The sequence below is a fragment of the Nocardia sp. NPDC056000 genome (assembly GCF_042269265.1).
Lineage (GTDB): Bacteria > Actinomycetota > Actinomycetes > Mycobacteriales > Mycobacteriaceae > Nocardia.
Window position 1 is genome coordinate 12,362 of the sequence record NZ_JBHJXS010000015.1, and the last position, 17,871, is coordinate 30,232.

Annotated in this window: 4 protein-coding genes; all 4 read left to right on the forward strand. The window is 68.9% G+C overall.

The window, feature by feature from the left end:
• Positions 1 to 22: 22 nt before the first annotated feature.
• The 4 genes from ACFC4D_RS36940 (at position 23) to ACFC4D_RS36955 (ending at position 17,867) form a co-directional block, all read left to right on the forward strand.
• Positions 23 to 1,042, forward strand: a complete 1,020-nt coding sequence (locus tag ACFC4D_RS36940) for an alpha/beta hydrolase (RefSeq protein ID WP_376070441.1) — start codon at positions 23 to 25, stop codon at positions 1,040 to 1,042.
• A 169-nt stretch (positions 1,043 to 1,211) separates the two neighbouring features.
• On the forward strand, positions 1,212 to 2,471 hold the full coding sequence (locus ACFC4D_RS36945) for a glycosyltransferase (protein WP_376070769.1): 1,260 nt from the start codon (positions 1,212 to 1,214) through the stop codon (positions 2,469 to 2,471).
• On the forward strand, positions 2,468 to 3,814 hold the full coding sequence (locus ACFC4D_RS36950) for a hypothetical protein (protein WP_376070443.1): 1,347 nt from the start codon (positions 2,468 to 2,470) through the stop codon (positions 3,812 to 3,814). Before ACFC4D_RS36945 ends, ACFC4D_RS36950 begins: the two co-directional genes overlap by 4 nt.
• Positions 3,815 to 4,292: 478 nt before the next feature.
• Positions 4,293 to 17,867 carry an SDR family NAD(P)-dependent oxidoreductase gene (locus tag ACFC4D_RS36955; RefSeq protein WP_376070446.1) on the forward strand — a complete coding sequence of 4,525 codons (13,575 nt, stop codon included), beginning with the start codon at positions 4,293 to 4,295 and terminating at the stop codon, positions 17,865 to 17,867.
• Positions 17,868 to 17,871: the final 4 nt, after the last annotated feature.

Genomic DNA, 17,871 nt, shown 5'->3' on the forward strand with positions numbered 1-17,871 from the left:
AAATAGAAAGCAGGCAGTATCAATGAGGTTCGGCCAGCGGCGCGAAAGAGCCGAATTGAGCAGGAGCCGCGGGGTACGGACGTGGGCGGCTCGGGTGCTGACGGTTTCAGCTGTCGCCCTCACGATGCCCGCGACCATCGGGATCTCGGCCGCCCCGGCACTGCCCGGAAGCGGCATCGTGCACCGTACCCCCGCCGGCGGTCGCGAGGACTTGATGGTCCCTTCCAGCATGGGTCCGATCAAGGTTCAGGTCCAGTGGGCCAAGCGCGGCGGTAGTTCGGCGCTCTATCTGCTCGACGGTCAGGCTGCTCGCGACGATGTCAATGCCTGGACATTCGAGACAAATGCCCTGCAGCAGTTCGAGAACGATGATGTGACCCTCGTGATGCCGGTCGGTGGCATGTCGAGCTGGTACCAGGACTGGACCTCGCCCTCCAACACCAACGGTCAGAAGTTCACCTACAAGTGGGAAACGTTCCTGAGCAAGGAACTGCCGGACTTCCTGGCGAACTACGGCGTCTCCAAGACGAACAACGCCGTCGCGGGCCTGTCGATGAGTGGTAGCGCCGCGCTGATGCTGGCCGCTTTCCATCGTGATCAGTTCAAGTTCGCCGCCTCGTACTCCGGTGCGCTCAATATCTCCGCGCCGGGTATGCGCGAGGCCATCCGCGTCGCCACCCTGCGGCACGGCGCCTACAACATCGACTCGATGGCCCCGCCGTGGAGCCCGCAATGGCTGCGCATGGACCCCTTCGTGTTCGCGCAGAACCTCAGGGGCCTGCCCATGCACATCTCCTCGGGCAGCGCGCTGCCCGGTGAATGGGATCACCCGGCCAGCGCGGGCGCGGTATTCGATACCGGCGTCGCCATGGGCATCGAGGCCGTCACCCTGTTGAACACCCGGTCCTTCCAGGCCCGGCTGAATTCGCTCGGGATTCCGGCGACCTGGAGCTTCCCGGCCACCGGTACCCACTCGTGGAAGTACTGGGAAGCGGAGCTGTGGTCGTCCCGTACGGAGATCCTGTCCGCCCTCAAGGCGTGACGAATTGTACTGAATGTCAGGAGTTTTCGCGCTCCTGGTGAGAAATAACGCACCGGCCGCCTCCTATGAGGCGGCCGGATTCGTTTGCGCACAAGGGATTTCGTGAATCTTGGCGTCAAATCGCCAGGTTGTCGGGCATTGCAGCCCCGGTTACGCTCGCGCCGTGAAGGTGACATTGCTGACGCATGGGACGCGGGGCGATCTCCAACCACACCTCAATGTCGCGCACGAGTTGCGCGAGCGGGGGCACACGGTGGTGGTCGCGGCGAACAGTAACAACCTCGAAGTGGTCAACAGGGCGGGGATCAGTGCGTATGAAATACCGATAGATACCAGGGAATTACTCGAGTCGACGCGCATGCGGAGGTTGCTGCTTTCCGGCCGGGCTGCGCAGTTCGCGTGGGAGAGCGCGCGTTTCGAGGCCGCGCACGGCGCCGCCATGGATCAGGCCATGATCGGGGCTGCCGCGGGGGCGGATGTGGTGGTCACCGGTCCACTCACGGCGGTGGCCGCGCTCTCGATCGTCGAAGCCGGCGGGCAGGCGCTGGTCGGCTGTTTCCCGTATCCGGTGGAACGCACACGGGAATTTCCCTCACCGTTCATTACCGAGCGCCTCCTTACCTCACCCCGACTATCGATGGCCACGTATGCGGCGGTGGATGCGGTGTGGCAGTTGATGAATCATCGCGGCAGCCGCCGAATACGGCGCACGCTCGGGCTGCCGTACCGCTCGCCGAATCCGCTGGGCCGCATTCGGCGGCAGCGAATTCCCTTGGACGTCATGGCCAGTCCGGTACTGCTTCCCAGACCTGCCGACTGGCAGGAAAATTACCGTGTGGTGGGCGCATCGTTCACCATCCCGGAGCAGCGGAGCATCTGGGGTGAGGAGTCGATCGACCCCGAACTCGACGCATGGCTGGCCGAAGCCGAGCCGCCGGTCTACTTCAGTTTCGGCAGTCTGCCGGTGCTCGATCCGGCCGCCTGTCTGGAGATGATCGCGGAGGTCGCCCGGCGGACAGGCGTGCGCGCGCTGGTCGGCGCTGGCTGGTCCGATTTCCGCGCGGGTGTGAACGCCGACCGCAGCATGCTCGTCACCGGTCACCTCGATTACGCCCGGGTGTTGCCGCGCTGCCGGGCGGCTGTGCATCACGGCGGTGCGGGCACCACCCACGATGTGGCGCGAGCAGGGATACCGGCGGTGATCACCCACGTGTTCCCGGACCACATTCTGTGGGGATGGCGCTTGGCTGCCTTGGGAATCGGCTGCTCGGTCGCCTATCGCAAGGTGAACGCGGATGTGCTCACCCAGGCTCTCACCCCGATGTTGTCGGATGCGGTCCTGCGCAGGGCGCAGGCGGTGGGCAAGGCGATGGCCGCCGAACAGGGCGCGGTCCGGGTGTGCGAAACCATCGAAAAGCAGGTGATATGACCGAGATTCGAACCCATCGGCCGTTGAGCCCGCTTGAGCGGATGTGGACGTTCATGCACGAGCTGTCGCCACTGCACGTCGTGGCGTCGGTGCATCTCGAAGGGGCGCTCAGCGCATCGGCTCTGCGCGCCGGCGCGCGGGCGGCGACGGCTGCGCATCCGCTGCTACGGGTGCGGATTCACGCGCGGGCGGACGGTGCCGATCCATGGTTCATGCCGATGGCCGACCCGGTCCTGCCGATCCGCACCGTCGAGGCGGACATCGCCGATGCGCAAGTCGTGGCACGCGAGATCGATTACGAGAACACCGATCCCGTCGATCCGGCGCGTGGGCCGCTCGCTCGGCTGGTGGATGTGGTGCGGGGCGCGGGCACAGAACACGAATCACACGATCTGATCCTGACCGCGGGCCATGTCATCGCGGACGGCCGGGGCCTGGTATCGGTGCTGCGGGGCATCGTCGAGGAGGCCGCACGCTTCGAAGCGGACGGTGTCGAGCTCGAGGTCCGATCCCGTGACCCGCTGCCCGCGGCCGACGACCTGCTGCCCCGGCGGACGCGCAGCGTGCCGCGCGCCGCGGGGGTCAGCGTGGCCGATGCGCTGCGCACCGCGCTGCGGCGGCCGCTGCGGCTGCGGACCGATGCCGAGGTGCCGATCACGGGGCGATGGACCGCGACGGTGCGCCGGAGGCTCACCCGGGACGAGGTCGAGCTGCTCGGCGCGGCCTGTCGCGAGCACGGTGTGACCGTCCAGGGCGCCCTGCTCGCGGCGATGGCCCTGGCTCTGGGTGCGGACCTGGATGCCGGTGCGCGGGCGTCGGTGGTCATCGGATCAGCTGTGGATATCCGAAGAGATCTGGAGCCCGTGGTGGATCCGGCCGATCTCGGCTTCTACGCGGCAACCGTCCCACTCGGCCTACCCTGCGGGCCCGAGGCCGAGTTCTGGGCTATTGCCGGCAAGTCGGGTGCGGAGCTGCGTGCGCGGGTGCGGCGGCGCACCCATCTGACCATGTTCGCCGCCACGCGCTTGGTGACCCCGAAGTCCAGGGGCCGGGCCGCGCGGGTGATCGATCTCGTAGATCGCAAGGGGCCGATCAACCTGTTCATCACCAATATCGGGCGGGTGGACTTTCCGGAACGGATCGGCGCCTGGGCGGTGAGTGCGGTTCAGTTCACCGGCGGACTGTCGTGCACCGGGCGGTTCGCGCTGACCGTGTCGACCCACTGCGGGGCAATGTATTTGAACTTCATCTATGTGGACCGGCTGATCTCGGCGCAGCGGGTGGAGCGGACCGCCGAGCGAGCGCTCGCGGCATTGCGCGCGCATGCGGTCGCGGTTCGGTAGGACCCGGTTCGCCGGTGTGACGCTGGTCATCGGATGGCTTGACGAGGACCGGGCGGGCCGGGGTCGAGTGCATCGACGGCAACCGTGCCCCGCAGCTCCGCAGAAGGTGGGATGACGGCCGATCCGCGCAAAACTCTTGGTGAAAGCAAACTTTCAGACAATGTCAACGGCCCCGGCATTGGCAACGTTCCGTTTGACGGCAAATTGGACGACTGCTTCACTGGGTTTCGTGTCCGATCCGGACTAGCAGTTCTCAAGTGGTGAAACAGGTTTCGGCTGTGTGATCACGACTTCTGAACTGGGGGTGGGGAGTTAGGCGATCGACAACCCGATCGTCGATATCTCGCTGCGTTCGACCTGGTCGCGCCCACGTTTGTGGCCATATGCTCCGGTAGCCATCGACACCTGACCGACTGACGAAATACCTTGTGTCGCTTGCAGTGGCGCTGGCGTGGTACGACGAGGGTGAGTGCTGCTGATGTATCGTTCGTTCGCTGATGTCCTTGCTTCGGGGAGTTCGCTCCAGCCCGATCGCATCGCCTACCGTTACCTCGAAACCGGCGAAGTCGGCGGGGTAATCCACACCATCACCTACGCCGGGCTCGAACGCCGCTCGCAAGCGATCGCCGCCTGGTTGCAGGATCGCGGATTCACCGATAAGCGTGCGCTGCTGCTCTATCCGCCGGGCTTGGAATTCCTGTCCGGCTTCCTCGGCTGTGCCATCGGTTCGGTCGTCGCGGTGCCCGCGCCGCTGCCGCAGTTGCACGAACTCAATCGTGCGCTGCGCCGGCTGCGGCAGATGATGGCCGATGCCGAGATCCAGGTCGTGCTCACCACCCGGCCCGTTGTCGATGCCCTCGCCGGGGTGGTCGCCGAAATGCCGGAGCTGGCCGAGCTGGCAACGGCTACCTGGGTGGCGACCGAGGAGATCGGCGACGAACTGGCCGCGGCGTACCGGGTCCCCGATCTCGGACCCGATTCGGTCGCATTCCTGCAGTACACCTCGGGTTCCACCTCCGCACCGCGCGGAGTCGTCGTCACGCACGGCAATCTGCTGCACAACGAGTCCGGTATTGCCGAGGCGTTCGCACACACCCCCGAACTGGTTGCCGACTGGCCCGGCGATCTCTTCGCCAGCTGGTTGCCCGTCTTTCACGATATGGGGCTCATCGGCCCGGTTCTGCAGAGCCTGTATCAGGGTGCGACCAGCACCCTGATGGCCCCGCAGCACTTTCTGGAGAAGCCTGATCGCTGGCTCACCGCCATCTCCGAATTCGGCGCACACACCAGTGGCGCACCGAATTTCGGCTATGAGCTCGCAATGCGGCGAACCACGCCGGAACTGCTGGAACGGCTGGACCTGCGGAACTGGCGGGTCGCCTTCAACGGTGCGGAGCCGGTGCGCGCGGATACGCTGCGCCGTTTCGCCACCACCTTCGCTCCGGCCGGATTCGATTCGCGGGCACTGCTTCCCGTATACGGTCTCGCCGAAGGCACGCTGATCATCACGGGCAGTGGCGGGATAGGCCGGGAGCCGGTGATCATCGGGCGAACCGGCGACGAGGCACAGCTGGAGTGGGTCGGTTCGGGCCGGGCGCCGTCCGGGACCACGGTGGTAATCGCCGACCCCGACACCGGGATCTCGTGCCCCGATGGCACGGTCGGCGAGATCTGGGCCGCCGGTGCGAGTATCGCCCACGGCTATCTGGGGCATCCCGAACGCACACGTGAGGTGTTCGAAGCCGCGCTGGCGGACGGTACCGGCCCCTTCCTGCGCACCGGAGACCTCGGGTTCCTCAGGGGTGGAGAGCTTTTCGTCACAGGACGGGTCAAGGATGTCCTGATCGTCGACGGCAAGAATCACTACCCGCAGGATCTCGAGGTAACCGTCGAGTCGGCGCACGCCATCGTGCGAGCGGGTTGTATCGCCGCCTTCACCATCGATGGGGACGACGGCGAGCGGCCGGTGGTCGTCGCCGAGGTGAAGTCCACCGATGCGGCGGAACTGGAGGACGCCGAAGCGGCGATCCGTGCCGCCATCGGCACCGAACACGGATTGCCTTTGCACGCGGTCGTTTTGATCCCGCCACGCACGATCCACAAGACCAGCAGCGGCAAGATTCAGCGTCAGGCCTGCCGCTCGGCCTTCCTCGACGGCACGCTGCGAATTGTCGAGCGGACGGCCGCGGCGCCGGAGCAGCGTTCTGCGGCAGCGATATCCGTGCCGGTGACCACCGTGCCGGTAACGGCCCCGGCCCCGGCCGCGGCGGATCAGTCGGCCGAGGCCATCCGGACCTGGCTGATCGATGCGATTGTCGCCCGTACCGGGGTTTCCGCCGCACGCATCGACGTGAATCGCCCCCTGGCCGAATTCGGTGTGGGTTCGCGAGGGTTGGTGGAAATCGTCACCGATCTGTCCGATCTGCTGGGCCGGACCGTTGACACCGGAGTGGTATTCGAGCACCCGACCATCGCCGCGATTTCCACGGCACTGGGCTCGGCCGCGGCAGCCCAGCCGTTGCTGCTCACACCGGACCGGGATTCCGATGAGCCGATCGCCATCATCGCCATGGCCTGCCGTCTCCCCGGCGGAGTTGAGAATCCGGAAGACCTGTGGCAGTTGCTGATCGACGGCCGCGATGTGGTCGACGAGGTTCCGGACGGGCGCTGGGAGCGTGCGGGCCTGTATGACCCGGACCCCGAAGCCGCAGGCAAGGCGTACACTCTGCGCGGCGGATTCCTCGACGGCATAGACCTTTTCGACGCGGCCTTCTTCGGAATCGGACCGCGCGAGGCCGCCGCCATGGATCCGCAACAGCGCCTGCTATTGCAGCTCAGCTGGGAGGCCATCGAACGCTCCGGACGCGATCCGCGCTCGCTCGCGGGTAGTTCGATGGGTGTCTTCCTCGGTCTCTACGGCAGCGGCTATCTGTCCGGGGCCGGGCTGGAACAGATGAACGGCCATATCGGCACCGGTTCGGCGCTGAGCGTGGCCTCCGGGCGGATCGCCTATACCCTCGGCACCCACGGTCCGGCCATTACCGTGGACACCGCCTGCTCGTCATCGCTCGCCGCGCTGCATCTGGCCGTGCGCGCGCTGCGCGCCGGTGACTGCGACACCGCACTGGTCGGCGGTGCCACACTGCTGGTCTCACCCGCGTCGCATGTCGAATTCAGCAGGCTGGGCGTACTTTCCCCGTCCGGCCGGACCGCGGCCTTCGGTGCGGACGCCGATGGCGCGGTGTGGTCCGAGGGCGCGGCCATGATCATGGTCAAACCGCTCGGCGCCGCGCGGCGCGACGGTGACCGGATTCTCGCGGTGGTGCGCGGTTCGGCCATGAATCAGGACGGACGCAGTCAAGGACTCAGCGCTCCCAATGGCCTGGCCCAGGAACAGGTGGTGCGCGCCGCCCTGGCCGCTGCCGGGCTCGAGCCCGGCGACATCGACTATGTGGAAGCCCATGGCACGGGCACCCGGCTGGGCGATCCCATCGAGGGCCGCGCCCTGGCGCGGATCTTCGGGCCGGGCCGGGCGCCGGGGGACACCGTCGGTGTCGGCACGCTCAAATCCAATATCGGCCACACCCAGGCCGCCGCGGGCGTCAGCGGCCTGATCAAAACCGTGCTGGCACTGCAACATCAGCTGCTGCCCCCGACCCTGCACGCGGAAACGCCCACCGCGCAGGTGGATTGGCAGACCAGCGGGCTGCGGGTGCAGTCCGCGCCGACACCGTGGGCCCCGGGTGTGCGCGCGCGCCGCGCCGGCGTGAGTGCCTTCGGTATCAGCGGCACCAATGTGCACGTGATTCTCGAGGAAGCGCGAGTCCCGGTTCCCGACGATGGGTCGACCGAGGGTGCGCCGGATCGCGAGGCCGCGCTGGTGCCGGTATCGGCCCGCGGCGATGCGTCGTTGCGCGGTCAGGCGCGACGCCTGTTGGCGCTGGTGGAAGCCGATCCGGAGCTGCGCCCGCAGACCCTGGCGCGCTCGCTCGCCCTGCACCGCACTCACTTCGAGCAGCGCGCCATGATCATCGCCGCGGACCGCGGCGAATTGATCGGCGGGTTGGATGCGCTCGCGACCGATCGCGCCGACCTCGGCGTGGTGCGCGGCGCGGCCGACGCGTTCGCCGACGGCAAGCTGGCCTTCGTATTCCCGGGCCAGGGGGCGCAGTGGGTCGGCATGGCGCGGGATCTGCTGGAGCGCTCGGCGGTGTTCCGCGCGGAATTCGAACGTTGCGATGCCGTATTGCGTATCCAGACCGGTTGGTCGGCCGTCGCGGTGCTGCGTGGTGAGACCGAGGTTTCGCTGGAGCGGGTGGAATATATCCAGCCGCTGTTGTTCGCGGTCATGGTGTCGCTGGCCGCCGAATGGCGTGCCGCCGGTGTCGAACCGGATGCGGTGGTCGGGCACAGTCAGGGTGAGATCGCCGCGGCCTACATCGCCGGGGCGCTGAGCCTGCGCGATGCGGCGACAATTGTCGCCCAGCGCAGCCTGATTCAGGCCGAGGTGTGCGAGTCGGGTGCCATGGCCGTCATCGGCCTGCCCGCCGAGCAGGTTGCGCAGCGCCTCACCGGTATTCCCGGGACGCTGTCCATCGCCGCGATCAACAGCCGCCGGGCCACAGTGGTCGGCGGGCAGGCCGACGCGATCGCGGCGCTGGTCGCCGCCGCCGAAGCCGATCGGGTGTTCGTGCGACGACTGGACGTCGATCGTGCCAGTCATACCGAGTTCATGGAACCGCTGCGCGCGCCCCTGGCGGCGGTGCTGGCCGGAATCGACACGCGCCCAACCACTCTCGGGTGGTACTCGACCGTCCGCGGTGAGCTGGTACAGGAATCGCTGCCCGCCGAATACTGGTTCGACAATGTGCGTCGGCCGGTGCGCTTCTCCGACACCGTCGAGCGCATGCTCGGCGACGGCTACCGGTACTTCGTCGAATTGAGCGCGCACCCGTCGATGCTCACCGCGATCGCGACCATCGCCGAGGATACCGAGCACGAGGTGGTGACGACCGGATCGCTGCGCCGCGACGAAGACGGGCCGCGCTGCCTGGACCGTGCGCTGGCCGAGCTGTATGTCGCCGGGCGTGAACTGGATTGGACCCCGCTGATTCCGGCACGGGGCCGGACGGAGTTGCCGACCTACGCCTGGGATCAGCGATCGTTCTGGATGGAACCCGCGCGCCTTGATCCGGCCGGGTTCGGGCTGTCGGTATCGGCACACCCGGTACTGGGCGCGGTGGTGCCGAATCCGGAAACCGGCGGCGTATCGCTGACCGGCACCCTGGCTTCCGGCTCGCAGCCCTGGCTGATCGATCACGCGGTGGCGGGCACCGTGTTGCTACCGGGAGCCGGGCTGGTGGAATTGGCGCTGCGCGCCGGTGACGAGGTCGGCGCGACCGTACTGCGCGAGCTGGTGCTGAACGCGCCGATGGTGATCGCGCCGGACGCCGCCACCCAGCTCCAGATCGGTGTCGGTGGCCCGGACGAGCACGGCGATCGCATCGTCACGGTGTATTCGCGCCCCGGCGCGGACGTCGAAGCGCCGTGGACACAGCATGCTCGGGGTGTGCTCGGCACCGGTGATGACACCGCCGCCGCCGAGCTCACCGCCTGGCCGCCCAGCGGTGCGGAACCGGTCGACCTCGCGGACTTCTATCCCGGATTGACCGAGCGCGGTTACGAATACGGTCCGGCCTTCCGCGGCCTGCGCGCCCTGTGGCGTCACGATGACGAACTGTTCGCGGAGGTCGCGCTGCCGGAGGGGCTGAGCGTCGAGGGCTTCGGCCTGCATCCGGCACTGCTGGACGCGGCGCTGCACGCCGCCGCGCTGGCCGGCTTCGACATCGCCCCGGGCGCGGTACTGCTGCCGTTCGCATGGTCCGGCGTCACCCTGCACGCGACCGGTGCCACCGCCCTGCGGGTGCGCCTGACCCGCACCGGAGACACCGATCTGCGGGTGCGGCTCGCCGACCCGAACGGTGCACCGGTCGCGGATATCGACTCTCTCACCCTGCGCGCGACGGCTCCGGGTGCGGTGCGGTCGGCGGGTTCGGCGGGCGGCGACGCCCTGTACGGCGTGGAATGGGTCGCGGTGCGCGGGTCCGGCGACAGCGCCGCCATCGACTGGGTGGATATCACTGTCGCCGAACCGGATTCGGATGCGCAGCCGGTGTTGCCGCTGGCCGGCGCCGCATTCCCCGGTGAACGCACCGCAGGCACGGCGGATCTCGCGGTGCAGGTGCGGACCGAGACGATCGAGGTGCTGGAGCGGGTGCAGCGGTGGCTGGCCACCGCACCGCAGGACCGCACGCTGGTGGTTGTCACCCTCGGCGCGGTGGCCGTCGACGGTTTCGACGGCCTGCCCGGGCTGCCGCAGGCCGCGGTGTGGGGCCTGCTGCGCTCGGCGCAGACCGAACAGCCCGGGCGCATCATCCTGCTCGATATCGACGATCGCGACGGCATCGAACCGGCGATCGCCCTGGCGGCGGGCGCCGCCGAACCTCAGCTCGCGCTGCGGCGCGGTATCGCCTACGCCCCGCGCCTGGGCCGGCTCGGCGCCGGGATCGTCGGCAATGCCACCCTGCTGGGCGATCGCCCCGATACCCGCACGGCGCCTTGGCGATTGGCGCAGCTGGGGGGCGGCACCCTGCACGCGGACAATGTCGTGCTCACCGACGACACCGCCGCCGCGGCGAGAGCGCTCGCGCCCGGCGAAGTCCGCATCGCGGTGCGTGCCGCGGGCCTGAACTTCCGTGACGCGCTGATCGCGCTGGGCATGTACCCCGATGCGGACGCACCTCTCGGTGGTGAGGGCGCGGGCGTGATCGTCGAAGTCGCCCCGGACATCGACGATCTGGCGCCCGGCGATCGGGTGATGGGTCTGTTCGCGGGTGTGGCGGCCACGGTGGTCGCGGACCGGCGCACCGTGGTGCCGATCCCGACCGGCTGGTCGTACGCCGAGGCCGCCTCGGTTCCGATCGTCTTCGCCACCGCCTATTACGCGCTCGTCGAGCTCGCGGACCTGCGCGCGGGTGAATCGGTGCTGGTGCACGCCGCCACCGGCGGTGTCGGCATGGCCGCGGTGCAGCTCGCCCGGCACCTGGGTGCGCGGGTGCTCACCACCGCCGCTCCGGCGAAGTGGAATGTGCTGCGCGATATGGGTTTCGCGGATTCGGATATCGCGTCCTCGCGCAGTCTGGAGTTCGAGTCCCGGTTCCGGTCGGTGACCGGCGGCACCGGGGTCGACGTGGTGCTCAACTCGCTCGCGGGGGAGTACATCGACGCCTCGTTCCGATTGCTTTCTCCCGGTGGCCGATTCGTGGAGATGGGCCTTACCGATGTGCGCGATGACGCGGAATCGGCGGCTCGCTATCCCGGCGTGGGCTACCACCCGTTCATCCTGATGGACGCCGGCCCCGAGCGCCTGCAGCAGATTCTGACCGCCGTGCTGGAGCTGTTCGAGGTCGGCGCGTTGCGACCGCTGCCGACCACCACGTGGGATGTGCGCAGCACCCCGGAGGCGCTGCGCGGGCTGAGCCAGGCCCGGCACATCGGCAAGAACGTGCTGATCGTGCCCACCCCCCTCGATCCGGATGGCACCGTGCTGATCACCGGCGGTGTCGGCATGATCGGCTCCCGGCTGGCGCGGCACCTGGTGACCGAGTACGGCGTGCGGCACCTGCTGCTCACCGGCCGCCGCGGTGCGCAGACGCCGGGTGCGAGCGAATTGGTCGGGGAACTGGCCGAACTCGGCGCCCGGGTGCGGGTGGCCGCCTGCGATATCGCCGATCGCGACGCATTGCGTGAGCTGCTGTCGCAGGTGCCCGCCGAGCATCCGCTGACCGCGGTTGTGCACGCCGCGGGTGTGCTCGACGACGCGCTGTTCACCGCGCAGACGCCGGAGCGCGTCGAGGCCGTCCTGCGTCCCAAGGTCGACGCCGCCTGGCATCTGCACGAATTGACCGCCGCGAGTGAGCTTTCCGCCTTCGTACTGCTGTCCTCGGCCGCAGGCGTGCTCGGCGGACCGGGACAGTCGAACTACGCCGCGGCCAATACCTTCTTGGATGCGCTCGCCCAGCAGCGCCGCCAGCGGGGACTGCCCGCGGTCTCGCTGGCCTACGGGTTCTGGGAAGAGTCCGGCGGGATGAGCGGCCACCTGGACGGTCGCGACCGTGCCCGGATGAGCAGGGGCGGAGTACTCGCCCTGTCCACCGGGGAGGGTCTCGAACTCTTCGACGCCGCACTGTCTTCCGGCCAGACGCTGGTGCTTCCGGTGCGACTGGATCACGCCGCCATCGCCCGCTCGCACCCGGTGCCGCCGCTGTTGCGCACGCTGGTCCGCGCCACGCGCCGGACCGTGGAGACCGCCGCATCCGGTACGGCGACCGGTATCGTCGCCGAGCTCGCCGGGCGCGGTGCGCAGGAACAGCGGCAGGTGCTGCTGGCGCGGATCCGCACCCAGGCCGCCGCGGCACTGGGACATTCGGGGCCCGAGTCGATCGCGCCCGACCGCACCTTCAAGGAGCTGGGTTTCGACTCGCTGGGCGCGGTCGAATTCCGCAATCGGCTGCAGAGCGCCGTCGGGGTACGACTACCCGCCACCGCGGTGTTCGACTACCCGACACCGGTTGCGCTGGCGGAGTACCTGTTCGCCGAAATTGGAACGCGCACACCCGATTCGGAAGCGACTACGGTGTCTCCGGCCGGTGCCGCGGTCGATACGGATCCCGTCGTGATCGTCGGTGTCGGCCTGCGCTATCCGGGCGGCGCGACCACGCCCGAGGAACTCTGGGACATCGTCGAGCAGCGTCGTGATGTGCTCTCGGAGTTCCCGCGGGACCGGGGCTGGGACCTCGACGCGCTCTACGATCCGGATCCGGCCACCCCCGGCACCACCTATGCGCGAGCCGGTGGATTTCTCTCCGGCATAGCCGATTTCGATGCCGAATTCTTCCGCATCCCGCCCCGTGAGGCGCTGGCCATGGACCCGCAGCAGCGATTGCTGCTGGAAGTGTCCTGGGAGGCCGTGGAACGGGCGGGCATCGAGCCGAAGTCATTGCGCGGCACCGCGACCGGTGTGTACGTCGGGGTTACCTACGCCGATTACGCGGCCCGGCTGACCGGCGCCGTCCCCGATGAGGTCGAGGCCTATCTCGGCGAGAGCAGCACCTTCTCGATCGCTTCCGGGCGGATCGCTTACACACTGGGCCTGGAAGGTCCGGCGGTGAGTGTGGATACGGCCTGCTCCTCCTCGCTCGTGGCCATGCACCTGGCGACGCGGGCACTGCGCTTGGGTGAATGCTCACTGGCGCTGGCGGGTGGCGTGACGGTGATGTCCTCGCCGCAGGTGTTCACCGGTTTCGCCAGGCAGCGGGGTCTGGCGGCGGACGGCCGCTGCAAGGCGTTCGCCGATGCCGCGGACGGAACCGGATTCTCCGAAGGCGTGGGCGTCGTTGTGCTGGAACGACTTTCCGACGCGCTGCGCAACGGTCATCCGGTGCTGGCGGTGGTAGCCGGTTCGGCGGTCAATCAGGATGGCGCGAGCAATGGGCTGACCGCGCCGAACGGCCCCGCCCAGCAGCGGGTCATTCGGGCAGCGCTGGCCGATGCCGGAATCAGCACGGCCGAAGTCGATCTGGTGGAGGCGCACGGTACCGGGACGACTCTCGGTGACCCCATCGAAGCGCAGGCGCTGCTGGCCACCTACGGTCAGGACCGCGCGGCGGGCGATCCGCTGTGGCTGGGCTCGATCAAATCCAATATCGGCCACGCGCAGGCGGCTGCCGGTATCGCCGGGGTGGTCAAGCTGATCGAGGCCATGCGCCACGGTGTCATGCCCGGAACCTTGCACGTGGACATGCCAAGCCGGCATGTGGACTGGTCGGCCGGCGCGGTGGAATTGCTCGTCGAGCAGCGGCCCTGGCCGCGCGGCGAACGGCCGCGCCGGGCGGCGATCTCCAGTTTCGGCATCAGCGGCACCAACGCACACCTCGTGCTCGAGGAGCCGCCGGTCGCCGAGATCACCGATAACGCTGCCCGGCAACGGATTCCGGTCACACCGTGGGTGCTGGCGGCCGCGTCCGAGGCGGCGCTCACCGCACAGCTCGGCCGGCTCCTGGAACAACTCGAGAATGATCCCGACTTCGACGCCGCCGACATCGGCTGGTCATTGGCGGCCACCCGTTCGAACTTCGCCGAACGGGCGGTGCTGCTGGGCTCCACCCGTACCGAGCTGCTCGCGGGTTTGCGGGCTGCCGCCGCGGGGCGGACCGCCCCGGGTGTGCTGCGCGGGCATTCGGACACCGGTGGTGGACCGGTCTTCCTGTTCCCCGGTCACGGTGCGCAATGGGCGGGGATGGCGACCGAACTGCTCGATACCGCACCGGTATTCGCCGAGCAGTTGGCGGTGTGCGCGGCCGCGCTGGCGGAATTCCTGGACTGGTCGGTGCTGGATGTACTGCGCGGTACGCCCGGTGCGCCGCCCCTGGACCGGGTGGACGTGGTGCAGCCGGTCATGTTCGCGGTGCTGGTGGCGCTCACCGAGCTCTGGCGTTCGATGGGTGTGACACCCGCCGCGGTGATCGGCCATTCCTTCGGTGAGATCGCCGCCGCCTACGTCGCCGGCGCACTGTCGCTGCGCGATGCCGCGCTGGTGGTGGCGTTGCGCGGGCGGGCTCTGCTGCCGCTGGCCGGCGCGGGCGGCATGCTGTCCGTGGGTCTCGCGGAAGAGCAGGTGCGCGAGCATCTTTCGGCCTACGGCGAGCGGGTCGTCATCGCGGGTGTCAACAGTCCGGTGTCGACGGTCATCTCCGGCGAGTTGACCGCGCTCGACGAACTGGAGGACCGGTACCGTGCCGACGGCGTGCGTGCGCGGCGGATCGCCATTGAATTCGCTTCGCACTCACCACATATCGATGTTGTCCGGGACGAACTCCAGGCGGCGTGGGCGGAGATCTCGCCGCGCGCCGGATCACTCGGGTTCATATCCACGGTGACCGGGGAGCTCTACGACACCGCCGAGCTCGACGCCGCCTACTGGTTCCGCAATGTGCGCGAACCCGTGCGATACGCGGACGCGGTGCGCCGGGCATGGGATGCGGGTCACCGCACCTTCCTCGAGATCAGTCCGCATCCCGCGCTGGTGGCGGTCACCTCCGAAACCCTGGACGAAGTGGACACCGGCGCGGAAGCCTTCACCGGCGGCACCTTGCGACGTGGCGAGGGTGGCTGGGAGCGTTTGCTGGAGTCCGTTGCGCGCGTGCATGTCTCGGGGACCGATGTGCGCTGGGCGGAATTGTTCGCCGGCACCGGTGCGCGCCGGGTGGCCCTGCCCACCTATGCGTTCGAGCGGTCGCGCTACTGGCTGGACGCACCCGTCGCGACCGGTGACGCGGGCGGACTCGGCCAGCGCGACGCCCGCCATCCCCTGCTGGGAGCGATTGTCGCGCAGCCTGATTCGGAGGCGCTGGTGCTCACGGGCCGACTGTCCCTGCGCGCCCAGCCGTGGCTGGCGGGGCATGTGGTCGGCGGTACGGTGCTGCTACCCGGTACCGGATTCGTGGAACTCGCGGTGCGCGCGGGTGACGAGGTGGGCGCGCCCATGGTGCGTGAACTGCTGTTGCAGGCCCCCCTGGTCATTCCCGAACACGGGAGCGTGCATATCCAGGTAGTGGTCGGTGCGCCCGGAGCAGCGGGTGACCGCACCGTCACCGTATATTCACGTCTCGCCGATGATGTTGAGGCGCAATGGATTCGGCATGCCGACGGCGTACTCGGCGACAGCGCGCCGGAGCTCGGCGCCGCAACCGCGGCGTGGCCCCCCGCCGGCGCCGAACCGCTCGATATCGGAGATGTCTACTCGCGCCTGGCCGGGCGCGGCTACACCTACGGTGCGGAATTCCGTGGTCTGCGCGCCGCCTGGCGTACCGGTGACGACTACTTCGCCGAGGTCGCGCTGCCGGATTCCGCTCAGCGCGAGGCCGGCCGGTTCGCCCTGCACCCGGCCCTGCTCGACGCGGCACTGCATGTCATGGCCTTCGAACAGGACGATGACCGGATTCTGCTGCCGATGGCCTGGACCGGCGTGACCCTGGCGGCGGCCGGAGCGCGGGTACTGCGGGTGCGCATCACCCGTTCCGGCACCGATACGCTTCGGCTCGACGCCACCGATACCGGCGGCAGGCCGGTGCTCGCGGTGGATTCGGTGCTCACGCGCGAGATCACGCCGGATCAGCTGACGGTCGGCGCCGCACACCGGGACCTGTACCGAATGGACTGGACTCCGGTGCGGCTGCCCGAAGCCGTGGCCCGCCCGTCCGCGGTGGCGTGGCGTGAACTGACCGATGCGGTCCCGGAAATCATTGTCTACGACGGTATTCCCGGAAATTCGGCCGAGGCCGTGCATACCGCGTCCGCCGATCTGCTGGCCACGCTGCGGCAATTCCTCACCGACTCGCGATTCGCCGACTCACGCTTGGTCGTACTCACCCAGCGCGCCATGGCCCGCGACGGTGAGCACGTGCTGGACCTGTCCGGTGCGGCCATGTGGGGTATGGCCCGCTCGGCGCAATCCGAGCATCCCGGCCGCATAGTCCTGGTGGACACCGATGACAGCGCCGATATCGCCGCCGCCATCGCCAGCGGGGAGCCGCAGTTGCTGCTCCGCGACGGCCAGGGGTATGTGCCTCGGCTGCAACGGATTCCAAGTGCCGCACCCGCGGAACGGCCGTCGCTCGGCAATGGCACGGTGCTGATCACCGGTGCGACCGGCGCGCTGGGAGCCGTGCTCGCCCGGCATCTGGTCCGCGCCCACGGGGTGCGACGACTGCTGCTGGTGAACCGGCGCGGCGATCGAGCGCCCGGTGCACCGGAATTGGTATCGGAGTTGACCGAACTCGGGGCCGAGGTGACGCTCGCGGCCTGCGATGTGGCCGATCGCGATGCGCTCGAAGCACTGCTGGCCGGCGTGCGATTGTCCGGGGTCGTGCACACCGCCGGTGTGGTCGACGACGCCACTATCACCGCATTGACGCCGAACCGGCTCGCGGCGGTACTCCGGCCGAAAGTCGATGCGGCACTGCACCTGCACGAGTTGACCGCGAACGAGGATCTCGCGCTGTTCGTGCTGTACTCCTCCATCGCCGGGGCGCTCGGCGCACCAGGGCAGGCCAATTACGCGGCCGCCAATACGGTGCTGGACGCCCTGGCCGGGCAGCGCCGGGCCCAGGGCCTGCCCGCGCACGCGCTGGCCTGGGGTATGTGGGAAACCGGTCTGGCCGATGCGGTGAGCGCGGCCGATCGACTCCGCTTGCGCCGGTCCGGGCTCCGGCCGATCTCGCCGGATGCGGGAATGGCACTGTTCGACGCGGCGATCGGGGTCGATACGGCCGTCCCGATTCCGGTCCGCTGGGATCTCGCCGCCCTGCAGGCGCTGCCGCAGATTCCGCCCGTCCTGCACGGGCTGGTGCGGCCGCGGTCACCGCGCGCCGCCGCGGAAGCGGATCCGGCGCTGGCGGCCGGATTCGCGGCGCGTCTGGCCGGGATATCGGACGAGGCGGCGGTGGAGATCACCTTGGAGTTGGTGCGTGCCAAGGCCGCCGCCGCACTCGGGCACGCCGATGCCGCGCAAATCAAGGCGGACCGGGCGTTCCAGAGCTACGGCTTCGATTCGCTCATGGCGGTGGAGTTCCGCAATGCGCTGCGGGCCGAGACCGGCCTGCCGCTGCCGATCACAGCCGTTTTCGACTATCCGAATCCGCTCGAGCTGGCGCGCTACCTCGTCGGAGCGATCCAGCCCGCGCCGTCGGAGCCGGCCGAGGACGCCGAGGATGCTCGCATTCGCGAAGTGCTGCAGCGGATTCCGATGGATCAGCTGCGGCGCACGGGGCTGCTCGACGCCATTCTGGCGCTCACCGAGCCCGCGGAGACCGACCTCGATCCGGATGAGATCGACGGTGCCGCAACGGAAATCGAGGAACTCGATGTCGAGTCGCTCATCGAGATGGCGCTCGGGGGCCACGCGGCCACCGGCGCGGATGAATTCGAGCAGTAGGGGA

Excerpts from the sequence above, each read along its gene's own strand:
- ACFC4D_RS36940 (WP_376070441.1), top strand. The coding sequence starts at position 23 with ATGAGGTTCGGCCAGCGGCGCGAAAGAGCCGAATTGAGCAGGAGCCGC.
- ACFC4D_RS36950 (WP_376070443.1), top strand. The coding sequence starts at position 2,468 with ATGACCGAGATTCGAACCCATCGGCCGTTGAGCCCGCTTGAGCGGATG.
- ACFC4D_RS36955 (WP_376070446.1), top strand. The coding sequence starts at position 4,293 with ATGTATCGTTCGTTCGCTGATGTCCTTGCTTCGGGGAGTTCGCTCCAG.